This is a genomic window from Mariniflexile sp. AS56 (genome assembly GCF_030552475.1).
GTDB lineage: Bacteria > Bacteroidota > Bacteroidia > Flavobacteriales > Flavobacteriaceae > Mariniflexile.
The window spans coordinates 128,205-145,130 of the sequence record NZ_JAUPED010000010.1 but is presented as its reverse complement, the minus strand read 5'-3'; the positions used below and the strand labels follow the sequence as shown (position 1 = coordinate 145,130).

At 34.6% G+C, this 16,926-nt stretch carries 13 protein-coding genes; all 13 read right to left on the bottom strand.

Annotated elements, in window-relative coordinates; translation table 11 throughout:
• Position 1: 1 nt before the first annotated feature.
• The 13 genes from mobB to Q5N74_RS13295 all read right to left on the bottom strand — a co-directional run bounded on the left by mobB (position 2) and on the right by Q5N74_RS13295 (position 16,847).
• A complete protein-coding gene (mobB, locus tag Q5N74_RS13355) occupies positions 2-1,030 on the bottom strand; it encodes a MobB family relaxase (protein WP_304389380.1) in 1,029 nt (342 codons plus the stop codon).
• Between the two features lie 4 nt (positions 1,031-1,034).
• Entirely contained in the window at positions 1,035-1,397 is a 363-nt protein-coding gene (locus Q5N74_RS13350) for a BfmA/BtgA family mobilization protein (RefSeq protein WP_304389379.1), read from the bottom strand.
• A gap of 392 nt (positions 1,398-1,789) precedes the next feature.
• Positions 1,790-1,987, bottom strand: coding sequence for a hypothetical protein (locus Q5N74_RS13345; RefSeq protein ID WP_304389378.1), 198 nt, complete (start codon positions 1,985-1,987; stop codon positions 1,790-1,792).
• An 11-nt stretch (positions 1,988-1,998) separates the two neighbouring features.
• Positions 1,999-2,379 carry a DUF6876 family protein gene (locus Q5N74_RS13340; RefSeq protein ID WP_304389377.1) on the bottom strand — a complete coding sequence of 127 codons (381 nt, stop codon included), beginning with the start codon at positions 2,377-2,379 and terminating at the stop codon, positions 1,999-2,001.
• A gap of 78 nt (positions 2,380-2,457) precedes the next feature.
• Positions 2,458-2,811, bottom strand: coding sequence for a single-stranded DNA-binding protein (locus tag Q5N74_RS13335; RefSeq protein ID WP_304389376.1), 354 nt, complete (start codon positions 2,809-2,811; stop codon positions 2,458-2,460).
• Between the two features lie 676 nt (positions 2,812-3,487).
• Entirely contained in the window at positions 3,488-4,507 is a 1,020-nt protein-coding gene (galE, locus tag Q5N74_RS13330) for a UDP-glucose 4-epimerase GalE (RefSeq protein ID WP_304389375.1), read from the bottom strand.
• Positions 4,508-4,510: 3 nt separating this feature from the next.
• A complete protein-coding gene (locus tag Q5N74_RS13325) occupies positions 4,511-5,530 on the bottom strand; it encodes a UDP-glucose--hexose-1-phosphate uridylyltransferase (protein WP_304389374.1) in 1,020 nt (339 codons plus the stop codon).
• 18 nt (positions 5,531-5,548) lie between these two features.
• Positions 5,549-6,697: a galactokinase gene (gene galK / locus Q5N74_RS13320; RefSeq protein WP_304389373.1), complete on the bottom strand. Its 1,149-nt coding sequence runs from the start codon at positions 6,695-6,697 to the stop codon at positions 5,549-5,551.
• A 184-nt stretch (positions 6,698-6,881) separates the two neighbouring features.
• The gene (locus tag Q5N74_RS13315) at positions 6,882-8,531 is read right to left on the bottom strand and encodes a sodium/sugar symporter (RefSeq protein ID WP_304389372.1); all 1,650 of its coding nucleotides are present in this window, start codon (positions 8,529-8,531) and stop codon (positions 6,882-6,884) included.
• 79 nt (positions 8,532-8,610) lie between these two features.
• Positions 8,611-10,173: an arylsulfatase gene (locus Q5N74_RS13310; RefSeq protein ID WP_304389371.1), complete on the bottom strand. Its 1,563-nt coding sequence runs from the start codon at positions 10,171-10,173 to the stop codon at positions 8,611-8,613.
• Between the two features lie 121 nt (positions 10,174-10,294).
• Positions 10,295-11,956, bottom strand: coding sequence for a hypothetical protein (locus Q5N74_RS13305; RefSeq protein ID WP_304389369.1), 1,662 nt, complete (start codon positions 11,954-11,956; stop codon positions 10,295-10,297).
• A 17-nt stretch (positions 11,957-11,973) separates the two neighbouring features.
• Positions 11,974-13,719, bottom strand: coding sequence for a RagB/SusD family nutrient uptake outer membrane protein (locus Q5N74_RS13300; protein ID WP_304389368.1), 1,746 nt, complete (start codon positions 13,717-13,719; stop codon positions 11,974-11,976).
• A gap of 17 nt (positions 13,720-13,736) precedes the next feature.
• Positions 13,737-16,847 (bottom strand): TonB-dependent receptor, encoded by a 3,111-nt coding sequence (locus Q5N74_RS13295; RefSeq protein ID WP_304389367.1) that lies wholly within the window; start codon positions 16,845-16,847, stop codon positions 13,737-13,739.
• Positions 16,848-16,926 lie beyond the last annotated feature (79 nt).

The following is a 16,926-nucleotide window of genomic DNA, read 5'->3' as shown; positions in this document are numbered from 1 at the left end:
CTTATATACCTATTGAACCAGATTTAATTGCTACTTCTACACCACGTTTTAGATACCTTATCGTTTTAAGCGCCAATTGCACTTGATTAGTTGGAATACTGGCAATAGGCACTCCAGATTTTGCGAGCATTTTAAAAGCTATCGCTTTTTCACTAGCTGGTAATCCCAACAATGTTGTAAAGTACAATTTTGGATTTTTAATAAAATCTTTCTTCGACTTATAGGATTCTGCATAATTTCGTTTGTAACCAAAAGTTTTGTCAAAGGTATTTTCTGCTTTTGTAAAAAATGAATCCCTGTCAAATCCTCGTTTTACTAATTTTCCATGCATTTCAACCTCTGAAGCTTTGTGTTTGGATCCTGGTGACAAGCTCACAGAATTAGAAGCATCTTTTCTACTTACTATGATATGAATATGACTTTGGTTGCCTTCTTTTTTCATGCCTTGAACAATACGCTTTCCGTTTTGTTGGTGTGGTGCCTCGGCTTCAAGTTTGGATATTTGAAATTTTGATTTCTTAATATCCCCTTCCAATTGTCCATTCTCAATTTTTCGGATATCCTGTTTAAGCTGAAGTATTTTAGTGGCAAATGGTTGGTTCTCTCTTACTTGTTTATCTGTACCCTTAAATGTTCTTTGGTGCTCAATTTTAGCAAAGTATTTTATATCATCAACAGTTATCGGTTTGCCATTAATTTCTCTATTAAATGATGTTGCATAATCGTTCATGATTGCTCTAGTATATTTTTTAAAATCTTCAGAATTGTTTTGTAATTTCCGTAGCTCAGATTGACTTGGGTTTACGGTAATTGAATAAAATTTTGGTTCTTTATTTTTTAGTTTTGCAGTATTATCATCGATTTCTTTAACAACGTCTTTGGCTTCAATTTTATCACCATATTGGTTAAAAAAATGCTCCTGACTCTCTTGCTCTAAACTTTGATTTTCTTTCTCTAGATACTCCACAAAATCGGCTGAACTTTGTGAATAATCTCCCCCTAATTTTTGAGCTGTAATTGTAATGTACATAATTTCACAATTGATCATTCGTATCTAATTTTTCCACAAACTGAACTTTCTTTTCTTTGGGTTCAAACTCCATAAACAAGGATTGCAACATTGCAGTCGTGGGTTTATCATGGTTCTTTTCGATGTCTTTTATGATAGCGATTACAGCTTCGGTTCGTTTACGGTTCTTTAACAGTTCAATTAAAATACTGGGCTCTCTTTTATCAAATGGTGAGAACCCATGCCATTCAAAAAAATCTATCATGGCATCTAAAGTTTCCGATTGTGGTTTTGCAAACTTTCGTGATAATCGTCGAAAACGCTTTACCACTTGGCTTTTTAAATTGATTGCCATATAATCGTATTCATATTTGTCCTTAACTTTCATTTTTCAATAAACTTTTTCTCTGTTTATGATGCTTTTCGGATTGTTTTCAATAAACTTTTTGATATTCACCTCTTCAAAATAGTATTAACAAATCTATTATATGATTGAATATCAGTATTTTAATTAGTAAGTTAATATATGTAACATCGCGAATGCGTGTTACCCTCTTGCTATACATTTTCGTCCCGATTTATCGGGACAAAAAAATACCATTACATCCAAAAATGTAATGGCTTTTTCTGTAATACGAATTGAAATTCGATTTTTTAAGAGTCTTTAATTTAAATTTTAAAAGTATCCATAGCAAACCGCTCTTTTTATTACAAAATTCAAAATAACAGAACAAAAAAAGACCTTTAAAAACTTAAAGGTCCCAGGTTAATAATTAGCTCTTAAATATTAAAAACATACTCGTAAGAATAGAGGTTTCTTATGGCTTCTTCTTCCAAAAGCGTATCATATTCTAAATGATGTTTTTTGGCGTATCGTTTCAAATCATTTCCAAATTTCTGTTCAACATCTTTTTTGGAAACCAAAACCAAACGTTCTTGGGTCTCGTCATCGAGGTTCGTGAAATTGAGATATACCATAACCACAAAAATCAGTATTCACTTGGAAGCATCAACGTATTATCTACAAAAAATAATCGCAATTCATCCAAAGGAAAATCGGTTATATTATATCTATGTGTTTCAAAAATGTTGTCATTTCCATCGCTATAATTAATGATGGCATCACATTGCTTTTCTTCACGTTCCTTTTCAGAAAGTCGTTTAAAATCGACTGTTACAAAATAGCTTTTAGTCATTAAACTTTTCGCTATTACTGAAGCATCAGTAACTAACCAAAAACACTCAGCATTATCAGCCAAATATTTTATCCCATCTGTAAATCTAGTTCCTATTAAAGGAATTTTATAAAAGGTTTCTGAACCTACAAATTGTTGCAGTTCCGCTTTTATTTTGTTAACTTGTGTGTTCATTGTGATTTTCTTTTTAGAAGTTAATAATGAAAAAGAGGGTGTGTCTTTCTACAGTAACACCCTCTTTATTTTTAATTTTTAAGAAGCGTTATCATCGCCTTTAATTCCCAAAAGCAGGATTTCATTGGCTACCACTTCGGTAACATATCTTTTTTCTCCCTCTTTGGTTTCATAAGAGCGTGAGGTCAATTTGCCCTCTAAGGCAACTTCTTTTCCTTTGCCTACGTATTTTTCAATGATTTCGGCAATCTTTCCCCAAGCCACGACATTGTGCCATTGGGTGTTCTGTTCTTTCTCTCCATTTGAGTTTTTATAAAACTCATTCGTTGCGATTGAAAATTTTGCAACTTTCTTTCCGCTTTCAAGATTTGTGATTTCTGGCTCGTTTCCTACGTTGCCAATTAACTGTACTTTGTTTTTTAGAGTACTCATAATTAAAAAATTTAAAGATTAATATTGACCCATCTGAACCCTTCAGAAAGGCTTTAAAATTGATTTACTTATTATATCCAGAGCGTTTTCCTTTTTTTGTTTTTTTAACTTTTGTTCCGCTTCCTTTTTATTGATTTTGTAAGATTTCATAAGATCCATTTTAGATTTACTTCCCACAGGGCCGTCACTGTTACCTTCTTTTTGTTGCTTGGTGCCATTCAATATTCAGTTTTGTGAAGACATATAAAAAGTGCGAGGGACGAGCCTGGTTATGCTGTCGTTCAAAGCTGAATGTTGTTATTTTGCTGTCAAAAAAAGGTATAGCGGTGTTGGCTCGGGAAGTGGGTTTAAATTCTTTGTGAAATACAAAAGCATAGGAAGTGGAACAAAATGTCACTAAATATTCCTATTAAGCGGACGCTATTTCAAAGTTTTATATTGGGAATGGAGTGTTCCTGCCTTTTCGGCAGGAAAAAGCGAAGTGGAAATCTAAAACTTTGGGATTGTGTCCAAGATTTTTTTAAGGAAGCTCTTTTCCCGAAATGAAGTTTTTTACGGAATGCAGGGGAATGTGCTGAATGGCTTTAGAAAGAATAATGTAAAAAAGCCACTGATCACCTTTTTAAAAATGAATTAATGGCTCATAAATAATGGCTGCTTTATTAACTAAAAAAGACTAATTAAGGTTTTGCTCCCATTTCCATGCAGAAGATAAAGCGTCCTTTAAATTTAGTTTAGCTTTCCAACCTAATACCTTATTAGCTTTGGAAGTATCAGCATAAGCTGCAATGACATCACCCGCCCTTCTTTCAACTATTTTGTAATTCAGTTTTTGACCGGATACTTCTTCAAATTGAGAAATGACTTCCAATACAGAAGAACCCTGACCAGTGCCTATATTAAATACTTCATAATTACCAGTATTATCACCTTTTATCAAACGATTTAAAGCTGCTACATGCGCTTTTGCCAAGTCAACTACATGAATATAATCTCTTATGCAAGTACCATCCTTGGTAGGATAATCAGCTCCAAAAACAGACAACTGTTCTCTTTTACCTATACCTGTTTGGGTAATAAATGGCACCAGGTTTTGAGGTGTCCCAATAGGTAATTCTCCTATTTTTGCTGATTCATGTGCTCCAATTGGATTAAAATATCTAAGTGCTATTGCTTTTAAATTCTCTGAAACTTTACAAGTATCCCTAATAATTTCTTCACCAATTTGCTTCGTATTTCCATAAGGGGATTCCGCCTCTTTTATTGGTGCAGACTCTGTTATTGGTAACGTATCTGCTTGTCCATAAACCGTACAAGAAGAGCTGAAAATAAAATTAGAAGTTTCTTTTTTCTGTAACTCTTGTAAAATATAGATTAATGTGTTCAAGTTATTTTCATAATATAACAAAGGAAGGTTTACACTCTCTCCAACCGCTTTTGACGCTGCGAAATGAATAACTCCCATAACATCATGGTGTCGCTTAAAAAAATCGATTACGGATGGTTTATCTCTTAAATCTAATTTTTCGAATAATGGTTGTATTCCTGTTATGCTTGTAATTCCTTTTAATACTTCTATAGATGAATTTGATAGGTCATCAATAATTACGACTTCAAATCCCTCATTTTGAAGTTCTACAACAACATGTGAACCAATAAAACCCAACCCGCCAGTAACTACAATTTTATGCTTCATAACTTAAATTAATTCTTTTATCATTTTGGCAGCAATTTCTGCTGTAATATCACGTTGTGGCGATCCAAACATTTCGTAACCAACCATAAATTTCTTTACAGTAGCACTTCTTAATAATGGGGGATAAAAACTCATATGCCAATGCCAGTAGCTATAATCCTTACCATCAGTTGGTGACTGATGTATACCACTAGAGTAAGGGAACGATGTATTAAATAATTTATCATAAGCTTTTGTTATAACCGAAATAGCTTCGGCAAAAAGCAAAGATTCATTATCTCTTAATTCAAGTATATTCGATTGAGGCCTTTTAGGTACAATCATAGTTTCAAAAGGCCATACTGCCCAAAACGGAATAAGCACCACAAAAGCATCGTTTTCAAATATAATGCGTTCGTTTTTTGATAATTCCTGATTAAGATAATCACCTAATAAACTGCTTTTGGTTTTTGTGTAATATTCTAATTGGTGTAAGTCTTTTTTATAAACTTCGTTGGGAAGACTTGTTTGACTCCATATTTGTCCATGTGGATGCGGGTTACTACAACCCATTACAGCGCCTTTGTTTTCGAATATTTGAACATAATTGATCAATTCGTTTTCGGCAAGTTCTTTATATTCATTTTGCCATGCAAACACTACTTTTTCAATGTCTTTGGCATTCATATCTGCCAAACTTTTTGAATGGTCTGGACTAAAACAAATCACTTTACAAATGCCTTGTTCACTTTGTGCATTTAGCAAGCCATCTTCTACTTTAAAAACTTTGGAGCCTGTTTGTAATGCAGCAAAATCATTTGTAAACACAAATACATCTTCGTAATTAGGATTGATTTCACCATTTATGCGGGTGTTTCCAGCACATAAATAACAACTTGGGTCGTGTGCAGGTCGAACCTCATTAGATACAGCTTCATTTTGTCCTTGCCAAGGTCGTTTGGCACGATGTGGTGATACTAAAACCCATTCTCCTGTGAGAATATTTAATCGTTTATGTGAATAATCTTGTAAATCTGAATTCATTAATTGAAAAAATTATAATTATTTAATTATGTGCGTGCCGTTAGAAAGTTTTACATCATAAATAGAACACGCTTTATTGAATTTAGCTTTGTATGCTTTAGCAGCTTGAATCTTAAAATTTTCCGATTCGTTTTTGGCAACCAGATTTATGGTGCAACCTCCAAAACCACCACCCATCATTCTAGCTCCTAAAACACGGCCGTTTAATTTGGCTTGTGCTACTAAAAAATCCAATTCATCACAACTTACTTTATATTGATTTTGCAAACCTTCATGCGAACCATAAATAAGTTTTCCTAAGGTTATTAAATCGCCAGCTCCCATAGCTTTTGATGCTTTTACTGCACGGTCATTTTCCTGAATAACATACAAAGCCTTTTGATAATTTTCTGGTGTAACCTGGTCTTTTACAGTTTCTAAATCATATTCTGTTGCATCACGAAGCGCCTTCACTTTTAGTAATTCGGAAATGGATTCGCAAACCGAACGCCTGTCGTTATAAGCACTATCTGATAAACTATGTTTTACATTGGTGTTTATTAAAATTAATTCGTGGTCTTTAAAATCAATTTGAAAAGGTTTAGATTTTACAGTTCTGCAATCTAATAATAAGGCGTTGTTTTCAATGCCAAACATGCTAGCATATTGGTCCATAATTCCGCATTTTACACCTACATAATTATGTTCTGCTTTTTGCGAAATTAAAATCATATCGTGCTTAGACAATCCTAAATTGAAAACTTCATTTAATCCAAAAACCACACTATTTTCTAATGCTGCTGAAGATGACATACCTGCACCTCCAGGAATATCGCCACCAAATACAATATTAAAATTACCTATTTTTTTACTTCTATTTTGAATTTCTGAAACTACGCCAAGAATGTAATTTTGCCAGCTACCCTGAGCCATAGGCTTTAGGTTTTTCAATGAAAATTCGATGATTTCATTTTTGTCAGAAGCACATGCTATGGATACATCTGACTCACTCTTTTGAATGGCCGCTACAATTCCTTTATCTACAGCTGCAGGGAATACGAATCCATCATTATAATCTGTATGTTCCCCTATAATATTAATTCTACCTGGTGAAAAAATCATCATAGGTTCTAAATTAAATTTGGTTTTAAATCTGGCTCTAATGGTTTTTATTAATTCTTTATTCATCTTGGATATATCATGTATTTATTAATTTAAAGTTTTAAAAACTCTATACTAATTTGTTTTTCTTTTTCTAAGGTTTTAATCTCCGTTTCCATACCTATATTAAACTAACTTTAACCACAAACGGTTGTTTCTAAATTGTATGTTTCGTTTTTCATATATTTTATTAATATTTTTCTACAAACATTTACCAAAACAAGCAATACAATGTAGCTGTAATGATACAAATCACAATAGAACCTATATTGAATAATGGAGTAGTTTTGAATAAACCATCAGCTTTTAAATTAATGGCTTTTTCATCATCAGCTCCTTTGTTTTGTAAGTGACTCATAATAATAATTACTAACATTGTTAAAACAGCTGTTAATCCCATTTGATGCATCCAAGGTTTTAAAGCTTCTATAGGGATATATTTTAAAGCTAAAGCTATTGGGATAGACAATAAAGCGCCCCAAATTGCCGCATTGTTTGTGGTTTTTTTCCAGAAAAGGCCTAAAATAAATACGGCTAAAATACCTGGACTTACAACGCCCGTCCATTCTTGTATAAATTGAAATGCTTGATCAATCCCTCCTAAAAGTGGCGCCATTATAACGGCTATTATTAATGCCACAGCTGCTGAAATCCGTCCTACATTTACAGTCGTTTTATCATTTGCGTTTTTATTAATGTACTGCTTGTAAATATCCATGGTAAAAATGGTGGACGTTGAGTTTAGCATCGATGCTAACGATGACACAATAGCCGCCGCTAAAGCAGCAAAAGCCACTCCTTTTAATCCTGTTGGTAAAAATTGTAACAACCAAGGGTATGCTTTATCTGCTTGTCCAGAAGTTGGTATACTCAATTGCCCTGCTTCTCCCAAACCTGCCATAATGGAAGGATCATTGACCATGACATAAGCTGCAATTCCTGGTATTACGACTATAAGTGGTATTACTATTTTTAAGCCAGCTGCCAATAAAATTCCTTTTTGAGATTCTTTTAGAGATTTTGCAGCCAATGTTCTTTGAATAATGTATTGATTAAATCCCCAATAGTAAATATTGGCCACCCACAAGCCTCCTACAAGTACCCATATACCTGGTAGATTTAAATAATTAGCATTAGTACTTCCATCGCTGTTGAATTCTTCCAATATCATATGAAATTTTTCAGGTGCAGCGTCTAATACTTTAGAAAAACCGGCTAGCATGCCTTCGCCTCCAGATACTGTATTTAAAGCCAAATACGTAGTTGCCAAACCGCCTAAAATCAAAAACACCACTTGTATAACATCAGTCCATGCCACAGCCGATAAACCGCCATATAAGGAATATGCAGCAGCAAACAGCGCTAAACCTATAACCGCATACATCATATCTACACCCATTATGGTTTCAATAGCTAAACCTCCCAAGTACAATACAGACGCGAGGTTAACAAATACGTAAAGTGCGATCCAAAATACTGCCAGGATCGTTTTTAAGTTTGTTGAGAATCTTTTTTCAACAAACTCAGGAATGGTGTAAAGGCCTTTTTCTATAAAAATTGGTAAAAAATACTTACCCACAATGATTAAGGTGATAGCCGCCATCCATTCATAGGATGCAATGGCCAAACCTAATGCAAACCCCGAGCCCGACATCCCTATAAACTGTTCTGCCGAAATATTTGCGGCTATTAAGGAAGTACCAATCGCCCACCAAGGCAAGGATTTACTTGCCAAAAAATAATCCTCAGCATTTTTTTCATGCCCTTCTTTATCGCGAGACACCCATAATCCTACACCTAAAATCAATACCGCATAGGCTACAAATACGGCGTAGTCCCAAAATTCAAATCCATTTGTCATAGTTAGTTATTTTGTTTGTTAGTTTTAATATTTCTATTCAGTAATAGAAAATTCAATACTTGCCAAAAAATAGAATTATTTATTTCAATTCTAATTGTTCAGTTTTTTTATAATTCTCACCTCTTAATGAGATAAACTTATTAAACAATTCTTTTAATTTTTCAGGATAAGATTCAGCTAGATTAGTGTCTTGACCAATATCTTCTTTTAAGTTAAACAGCATAAACTCGTCTGAATTTCCTAATTCAATACCTACCTGCTCTTCTATTGCTTTACCTTTATAAGGAGGTATCATTAACCAATCGCCACTTCTTAAGGCGGTTCTACTGGTCGCTTCTAAAACCAAATCGGTTCTTCCCGCTTCACTTTTCCCTAATAGAACATCTAATAATTCTTGGCTATCTGTAGAACGCTCTTCTGTTCCTACCAATTTAGCAATGGACGCCAATAAATCCATCTGACAAACAAGGGCATTAGAGATACCTGGTTGAATTTGCCCCTTCCAATAAGTTATAAATGGCATTCTTGTTCCTGCTTCAAACAGACTATATTTTCCACCTCTTAATTTCCCTGCAGGCGTATGTTTTCCTATTTTTTCAACAGCATCATCGAAATATCCATCATTTAATACGGGTCCGTTATCACTTGAAAAAACAATTAATGTATTCTCTAATAACCCTTCATCTTTTAATGTTTTCATAAATTCACCAATACACCAATCGGCCTCTAAAATAACATCGCCTCGTGGTCCTAAACCAGATTTACCTGCAAAACGAGGGTGCGGTGTACGTGGTACATGTGGTTGTTGCATGGCATAATACAAGAAAAATGGTTTGTCTTTATGATTTTTAACATACGTCTGTGCGCGTTGCAAAAAGTTATCAGCCATATCAACATCGCTCCATTTTGCTGCTTCACCACCTTTCATAAAACCAATTCGAGGAATACCGTTTACAATGCTATTATTATGACCGTGATGCCATTTCATAGTTGTTAATTCTGGATTTTCCATACCAGTTGGTTGACCTTCAAAATTATTTTTGTAATCTACTGAAATAGGATCATTTTTATCTAAACCTGCAACATAACCATTTTCAATATAAACCGTTGGCACACGGTCTTGCGTTGCAGCTAAAATATATGACTCTTCAAACCCTACTTCATTTGGCCCAGGTGTTATTCTTTGATTCCAATCTACATTGCCAGTTCCTAAACCAAGATGCCATTTACCAACTATCGCGGTTTGGTAACCTTCCTTTTTAAGTAATTTTGGTATGGTTTGTTGTGTGGTGTCAATTAATAATGGTGCTGTTCCTGGTAATATTTTAGCATCTTTATTACGCCATGGATACATCCCCGTTAGTAAGGCATATCTACTAGGTGTGCAAGTTGCTGATGATGCATAGGCATCCGTAAATCGAAGGCCTCCGCTTGCCAATGCGTCAATGTTGGGTGTTATCAATTCGGTTGCTCCATAGGAACTTAAATCGCCATAACCTAAATCGTCTAAATAAATGATTACGATGTTTGGTTTTTTAGTTGATTCTATAGCCAGAGCTGTTTCATGCTGTTGCTTATCCTTACAGCTAAAGCTAATAAATAAGATGGATGCCAGTAGCATCAAATGTTTTAATGTTTTCATATTTCCCTTAGTATTTATAATCAATTTAATAGTTTTTATCAGAATTTAGTTACTATAGAAAAAATGCTCCCAATTCAAAATGAAAGGGAAGCATTTTACATTTATATCATATATTCTAATATCATCTTGTTTCAATGATTAACAAATCAAAACTATCTAACCAAAGTTTTTGGACTCTGGCATCAGCCTGACCACTATTACTAATATTTAAATCAAGTCTACCTGAATTAATATCTGGCAAGGTTACTACTGGAAGTTTTAACCTAACCCATTGACCTCTAGTTGTGGTCGAAATGTCAAATACAAAAGATGCATCTGTAGTGAAATTATATTGAATTGAAGACATGGTATTACCACTGTCTAAATAAATCCAAACAGCTGGTATGTAAGACCCCGCAGTAACCGGACTTAAGGAACTAAAACTACTGCCTTGTAACCTAGCAAGCGAAGGGATACCCGAGGCATCTGTTTCAAATTTCATAGAGCTGTTTCCTTCCTTTTTAAAGGAAGTGTCTCGCCAATAATATAACGGACCAGCCTCACTGGTACCATTATGCTGAGCAAAATAACCTTCTGTATTTGCCTTTCTAAATTGATTTCCAGATCCACCCCATTCCTGTTCATATCCAGTAAATCCTGCAACATTCATGGCGCCTTCAAAATGCATGCCTACATTCACAGGTCCAAAGCTTTCAAGCACCCTAGTATCTACAGAAACAATGTTACCCGCTGTGTATTGAACAGTAACAATATCTGAGTTAAAAATTGGTTCTCCCAAAGTAAGATCAATTTGGGTTAAATCGGAACTATTGATTTTTGCAGAAACTACCGCAATATTTTTATCAAAACCAGCAGTTGCATTAGTAACATGAACCGCAAAGTTTCCTTCTTGTCCAGACAGTGTTTGAACTTGACCACTCACTTTAAAAGAGATGACTTCGGATGCATTTTCGTTTATTTGACCAACTTGTACAAATGGTTGAGACGATGGTACCACTTGAATATTAAGTGGAATGAGTTTTACCGTTTCTCCTGCTGGTTTTGTGGCAGAATTATTTCTCTTTACCGTTAAGCTTCCTGCTTTAAAGGTTCCTAAAGCAAAGTAACCAACCACAGCTGTTTCGGTATTTGTACTTGCTTTATTACCGCCATTAAAGGTCCATGTTCTTGTATCTGGACGACCAACAGTTGTTAAATCGACAAAGGTAAGTTCTTCTCCTGCTTCAATCGAAACGGTTGGCCAAGAGGCAGAATTTCCGGCAAGTGGCATGTCATTTTCAGTGATACTAAGAATTTCTACACCCCCTTTTAGCACTTTAAATGCTGGGTTTATGTCTGCAAAAACATCAACGGTAAACTTTTTTTCAACTTTCCAAACGCCATCTAAAAACACCCCATCCGTAACTGAATCTTTAAAGGTGCTGTTAAGTACAATTTCTTTAATTCCTGGTGTTGTAAACAGTATATTGGCTTGTTTTTGACTTGAACTAGAGGGTCCGTTTGATGTTATAAATTCTGAATACCCATTAGCACCAGAAGTGAATTTATTATTTAAAAAACTGGTACCTTCTGGTATTTCCCACGAATTACTGAGAGGATTATTAGAAAGATCATAAAACCCGATAAATCCATTAATGGGAATAACGTAATCGGTTTCCTCAGAATTTTCTGTTGTCAACCAATTAAAGCTAGAATAATCGCCATAAGGGGCCTCATAGTCATCTTCGTTACAACTCAGTAAAGAAGCAAGTATTATACCTGTTAATATTAATATTTTTTTCATCTTTTTTCTTTTAAAAATTAATTAGAAACCAGTGGGTTATTAATGACTTCGCTAACCGGTATTGGCAAGTAGCCATCTTTATAATTTTGGGCAGTAATAGAAAATTCAGGAACTATTTGAATGTCTTCACTTGGGTTAGGACTTACACCTGCTCTGACCAAACAATCGGGTCTTGTTGCTTGATTACCTTCCTCATCAGTATAGTCATAATCTGTTGCATAATATTCTGCTTCACTTAAATCTGTATAACGTTGTTTGGCTATTCCCCATCTACGCAAATCTATGTTTCGTGTTGAAAACCCCTCTACCGATAATTCCATTGGGTATTCGTAAAATTGTAAACGTTCTCTTATTTTTTCTTTAGAATCATAATCTGTAGATGATAAATCTTTTAATGCCCATCTGTCGCGAACTTTATTGATATGAAATAATGCGCCTTCAGCATCTCCAGTTTCATTTAAGCATTCTGCCATCATTAAATATACGCCAGATAACCTGTTTACAATCACGTTTTTAGGAGACTGCCAGCTATTTGTCCCTAAATTACCTTCGTTATTTGTAATATCATGATTTGTGTATTTTTTGAAATATCCAAACAATCCTAGATTTCTGAAATTATGTAGTATAGGTGCTGATATGGCTCCGTAGTATGGTGTATCTTCATCGTTTACTACGGCTACCATTGCTGATGCCCTTAAAGAAACTTTTCTTAATCTTTTAACGCCAACGTGATTTGTAACCGTATTCCTTGGATCTGTTTCGTCCAATTCATCTGTAGAATAGGCATGAACCAACCATGTAGCGGGAGTAAAGGCTTCTAAAGTACTAGAACCTCCAGCTGAACCTGGAGCTGAATATCTTGCACTTCTTGTTAAATAATCATATTCGAAAAAATTAGTGTTTTGTGGTATAAGGAGACTGTAATTAATTTCAAAGATAGATTCCGAATTATAATCGCCAGCTCTGGTAAACATGATACTGGCATCTTGTTCTAGTTGATACCCATAATCTTTATTTACATTGTTAATGATATCATTAAAATAAGTTTTTGCTGTTTGGAAATCATTTTCGTAAAGGTAACTCATTCCTAAAATGGTTCCTGCGGTACCTGCATCTACTCGGGTTTTAGGCTCTAATTGACCTGGTAGGTTGGTATACGCATATTCTAAATCTGTCCTGAAGAATTTAATGACATCATCAGATTCTGAAACTGCTTTAGGAAAATCAGAAGCTGCTACTGGATTTTTTTCGCGAATTATAATTCTTCCTTGGTTGTAAGTTGAATGTAGATAAAAGTGTGCTAAGCCTCTGAAAAATCGAGCTTGCCCCATTTGTTCTGTCCATTTTTCTTGGCTTTTTAAATCATCAGTCATTCCGTTTAATCCTTGGATAACCTGATTCGCTCTAAAAATAACATTGTACAAAGCATCCCATCTTTTGCCAACTTCCAATGTGTTTTCATCTATTTGTTGGTTATACCAATTTAAAGCACCTGCGTCTATATTCGGTATCCCTGAGTTACTTATTCGTTGTCCAGCATATCCCTCATCCGATCTCCAAGCCTCTACTCGGGCATTAATTAAAAACTCATTAAGCATACCATTATATACTGAGGTTAAATTGGCATTAGACTCGTCAAGAGTTGACCAATAAATATCTGATGATATTTGGTTGGGGTTTGTTTCCTCCAAATAATCGTCGCATGAAAGCAATGTTCCAAACATTACGAACAATACTGTTGTTAATATTAAATATTTTTTCATATCCATTTTGTTTTATTTTAAAAATCGATTTTAAATCCTAAACTATATAACGCAGCAATAGGGTATCTAGAAGAGTCTATACCTCGTCTTGCAACATTACCTCCTCCTATTTCTGGGTCGTAACCAGAATACTTTGTAAAGGTTAAAGCATTTTGTGCTGATAGAAATAATCTAAAATTAGTCACACCTAAATTACTCATAGTGTCTTTCGGCAATGAATAACCTAGTGTAATTTGTTTAAGACGTAAGTAATCCCCGTTTTCCAACCAAAAATCGGTGGTACCAGAGTAGTTAGGATGATCGTTTCCAGCACCTCTGAATAAAGGAATTTGTGAAGTAGGATTATTGGGTGTCCACATATTAACCAAATCCTGATGTCGTTCAAAATTATAAGTGTCTGCCTTATTCCCGTTCAAAATTTCAGATCCTACAGTGCCGAACCAATTCATGGATAAATCAAAACTACCTATATTCCAATTTAAATTTAGACCATATTCAAAATCGGGTAAACCACTGCCTTTATAACTTCTATCTGCGTCGGTAATTTTTCCATCATCATTTGTATCAACATACATTAAGTCTCCTTTTTGTGCAGTTTCTCTGTTTTCTAGTGCAGTATATGCTGCTAATTGTTCATCTGTTTGCACAACACCATTGGTTTCGTACAACCAAAAAGCGCCAGCTTCATAACCTTGTACAAGCGCCGTAATATAATTGTCCCCATTCACCAATCTACCTTGGTTAGGTATAAAACCTACACCTTCTTGTATTCTGGTAATTTTATTCTCGTTTGTTGTAAACGTAGTACCGATACTAAGTTTGCTTTTACCAATATTAGCACGATAATTAATAGCTAGTTCAGCACCCTTATTCTCCATGTCTCCAACATTTAACGTCAATTGATTATCGTAAATTGCTCCAGCAGAACCGGGTAAGGTTATTGGAAACAGCATGTCTCTTTTTTTAGTTATATAATAATCTGCAGTAACCCTAAATTTGTTTTTCAAGAAAGAAATATCTAAACCTACGTTATTTGAAACTGAAGTTTCCCATTTTACATTGCTGTTAGCATAGGACAATATTGCAGCTCCGAAAGATTCCTCCGCATCATTTTCATCAAAAAGATAATTACTAAACTGATTCGAGATGGTACTGGCAAATTCATAATCACTAAAACTATCGTTGCCCACTGTACCGTGGCTAAGTCTTAATTTAAAGTTGTTTACAGTAGATTTTATTGGCTTCCAAAATGGCTCATCAGAAATATTCCAAGCAGCTGACACAGATGGAAATGTTCCCCAACGATATTCCTTTCCAAACCTTGAAGACCCATCATACCTTACTAGTCCAGAAAGTAAGTACCTACCTTTATAATTATATTGCAATCTAGCTAATGTACCCACCGTTTTTTTATTGTAATTATCGGTATTAGATGGTAGTATTGGGTTAAACCCGCTATTAACTGCTGGGTTTACAGATCCAATATCCAAAACAAAAATGTTATTATTTGTAACGCCTTGGATAGAAGCATCAAAAGCTTCGTAACTGTCCTCTTCTAAGGCTATAATACCTGTAGCCGCTAAATTATGATCTCCAAACTGTTTTTTGAAATTTAAGCTTGCATCCCAACTGAATTTGGTAGTTCTAGATGATATATTAGCTACGCCATTTCTTGTGTTGTCAACTTCGGTTATGTCCTGTTCAATATCATAAAGCACAAAAGCTGGTCTGAATAATTTTCGAAGATCATTGGAAATCGATGTTCCTACCCTTGTTATAAAGTTTAAAGATTCTGATAATTTTCTATCTAACTTTAAACTCGCATTAATTCTATCGCTATTACTATTGTCTTGCCGTCTAAGCGCTTCATTTAAAGCTACCGACGGCGTTCTTATCCCACCATTATCAATGATATCACTCTGATCTTCACTCGGATCAATTAGCGGAAAATAAGGTCTGTACCTACTAGCCAAAACAATAAGTCCTTCACTGGATCTTTTTCTGTTTTCTAGAGTAAAAGCCAAACTACCTTCAATGTTCCAATTATCTGTTGTATAAGTAGTAGAAGCTCGACCATTATATCTTTTAAAATTTGAATTAATTATAGAACCATCTTGGTCAAACAAACCAGCTACAATGCTATATGTAATTTTATCTGCACCACCAGAAACAATTAAATTATATGTTTTTACTTCTGCATTTCTATTTAACACATAATCATCAAATGTGTTATCGTTATTGATCCATTCTGGGTATCTTTCTATAAGGGGCACAAAAGACACATTTGAATGTTCATTTCTGTTAGTTTCGTAAAATAAATTATCTCTAGTATTCATTAAAGGAGTTCCATCCCCTAAAGTTTGAAGTCCAAAAGTATAATTAAAATCAACTTTCATTTGACCTGCTACGCCTTGTTTTGTTGTTATCAAAATAACACCAGCAGCTCCTCGGGCTCCATACACGGCAGTAGATGCCGCATCTTTTAGAACATCAATAGTTTCAATTTCGTTTGAACTCAAACCAGGATCTCCAATTTGTGGGATACCATTAACGACAAAAAGAGGTGTGTTTGAACCGCTTAATGAAGTTATACCTCTAATCTGAATATCAGAAGCCTCTCCAGGTTCTCCTGAACTTGCAGATATACTAACACCTGCAATTTGCCCTTGCATTGAAGAAGCCAAATCCGATGTAACAAACTGCTCAATATCATCGTTTTTTAGCTGAGCTACTGCTCCTGTAATTTCTTTTTTCTTAACAGTACCATATCCAACTACCACAACCTCGTCTAAATCCTGAAGATCCGATTGTAATTTAACATTTAATTTGGCTTGAGTAACAATTACTGTTTGAGGCACCATCCCCAAATAACTAAATTGAAGAACATCTCCTATTTTAGCATTTATGGAATATTCGCCATCAAAATTTGTTACGGCACCCGTTTTAGCGCCAACTTTTAATACAGTAGCACCAGGGATTGGCATGCCATCATCTACACCTGTAACAACTCCTGTAATCTCAGAATTTTGCGCATGAACCGTTACAGTAGTACAAAAGAGCGTAAAAAATAGCATAAGTACATAATGACTTAGCAACCTTTTTTTTGTCTTTAATTTGTTTAGTTTCATTTGTTTAAAATTTTGTTAGTAATTTAGTTTTAAGTCTAATTATTAAGATTTTATCAATAATTATTTTTTTTCAAATCAG

Excerpts from the sequence above, each read along its gene's own strand:
- mobB (WP_304389380.1), bottom strand. The coding sequence starts at position 1,030 with ATGTACATTACAATTACAGCTCAAAAATTAGGGGGAGATTATTCACAA.
- Q5N74_RS13350 (WP_304389379.1), bottom strand. The coding sequence starts at position 1,397 with ATGAAAGTTAAGGACAAATATGAATACGATTATATGGCAATCAATTTA.
- Q5N74_RS13345 (WP_304389378.1), bottom strand. The coding sequence starts at position 1,987 with ATGGTATATCTCAATTTCACGAACCTCGATGACGAGACCCAAGAACGT.
- Q5N74_RS13340 (WP_304389377.1), bottom strand. The coding sequence starts at position 2,379 with ATGAACACACAAGTTAACAAAATAAAAGCGGAACTGCAACAATTTGTA.
- Q5N74_RS13335 (WP_304389376.1), bottom strand. The coding sequence starts at position 2,811 with ATGAGTACTCTAAAAAACAAAGTACAGTTAATTGGCAACGTAGGAAAC.
- galE (WP_304389375.1), bottom strand. The coding sequence starts at position 4,507 with ATGAAGCATAAAATTGTAGTTACTGGCGGGTTGGGTTTTATTGGTTCA.
- Q5N74_RS13325 (WP_304389374.1), bottom strand. The coding sequence starts at position 5,530 with ATGAATTCAGATTTACAAGATTATTCACATAAACGATTAAATATTCTC.
- galK (WP_304389373.1), bottom strand. The coding sequence starts at position 6,697 with ATGAATAAAGAATTAATAAAAACCATTAGAGCCAGATTTAAAACCAAA.
- Q5N74_RS13315 (WP_304389372.1), bottom strand. The coding sequence starts at position 8,531 with ATGACAAATGGATTTGAATTTTGGGACTACGCCGTATTTGTAGCCTAT.
- Q5N74_RS13310 (WP_304389371.1), bottom strand. The coding sequence starts at position 10,173 with ATGAAAACATTAAAACATTTGATGCTACTGGCATCCATCTTATTTATT.
- Q5N74_RS13305 (WP_304389369.1), bottom strand. The coding sequence starts at position 11,956 with ATGAAAAAAATATTAATATTAACAGGTATAATACTTGCTTCTTTACTG.
- Q5N74_RS13300 (WP_304389368.1), bottom strand. The coding sequence starts at position 13,719 with ATGAAAAAATATTTAATATTAACAACAGTATTGTTCGTAATGTTTGGA.
- Q5N74_RS13295 (WP_304389367.1), bottom strand. The coding sequence starts at position 16,847 with ATGAAACTAAACAAATTAAAGACAAAAAAAAGGTTGCTAAGTCATTAT.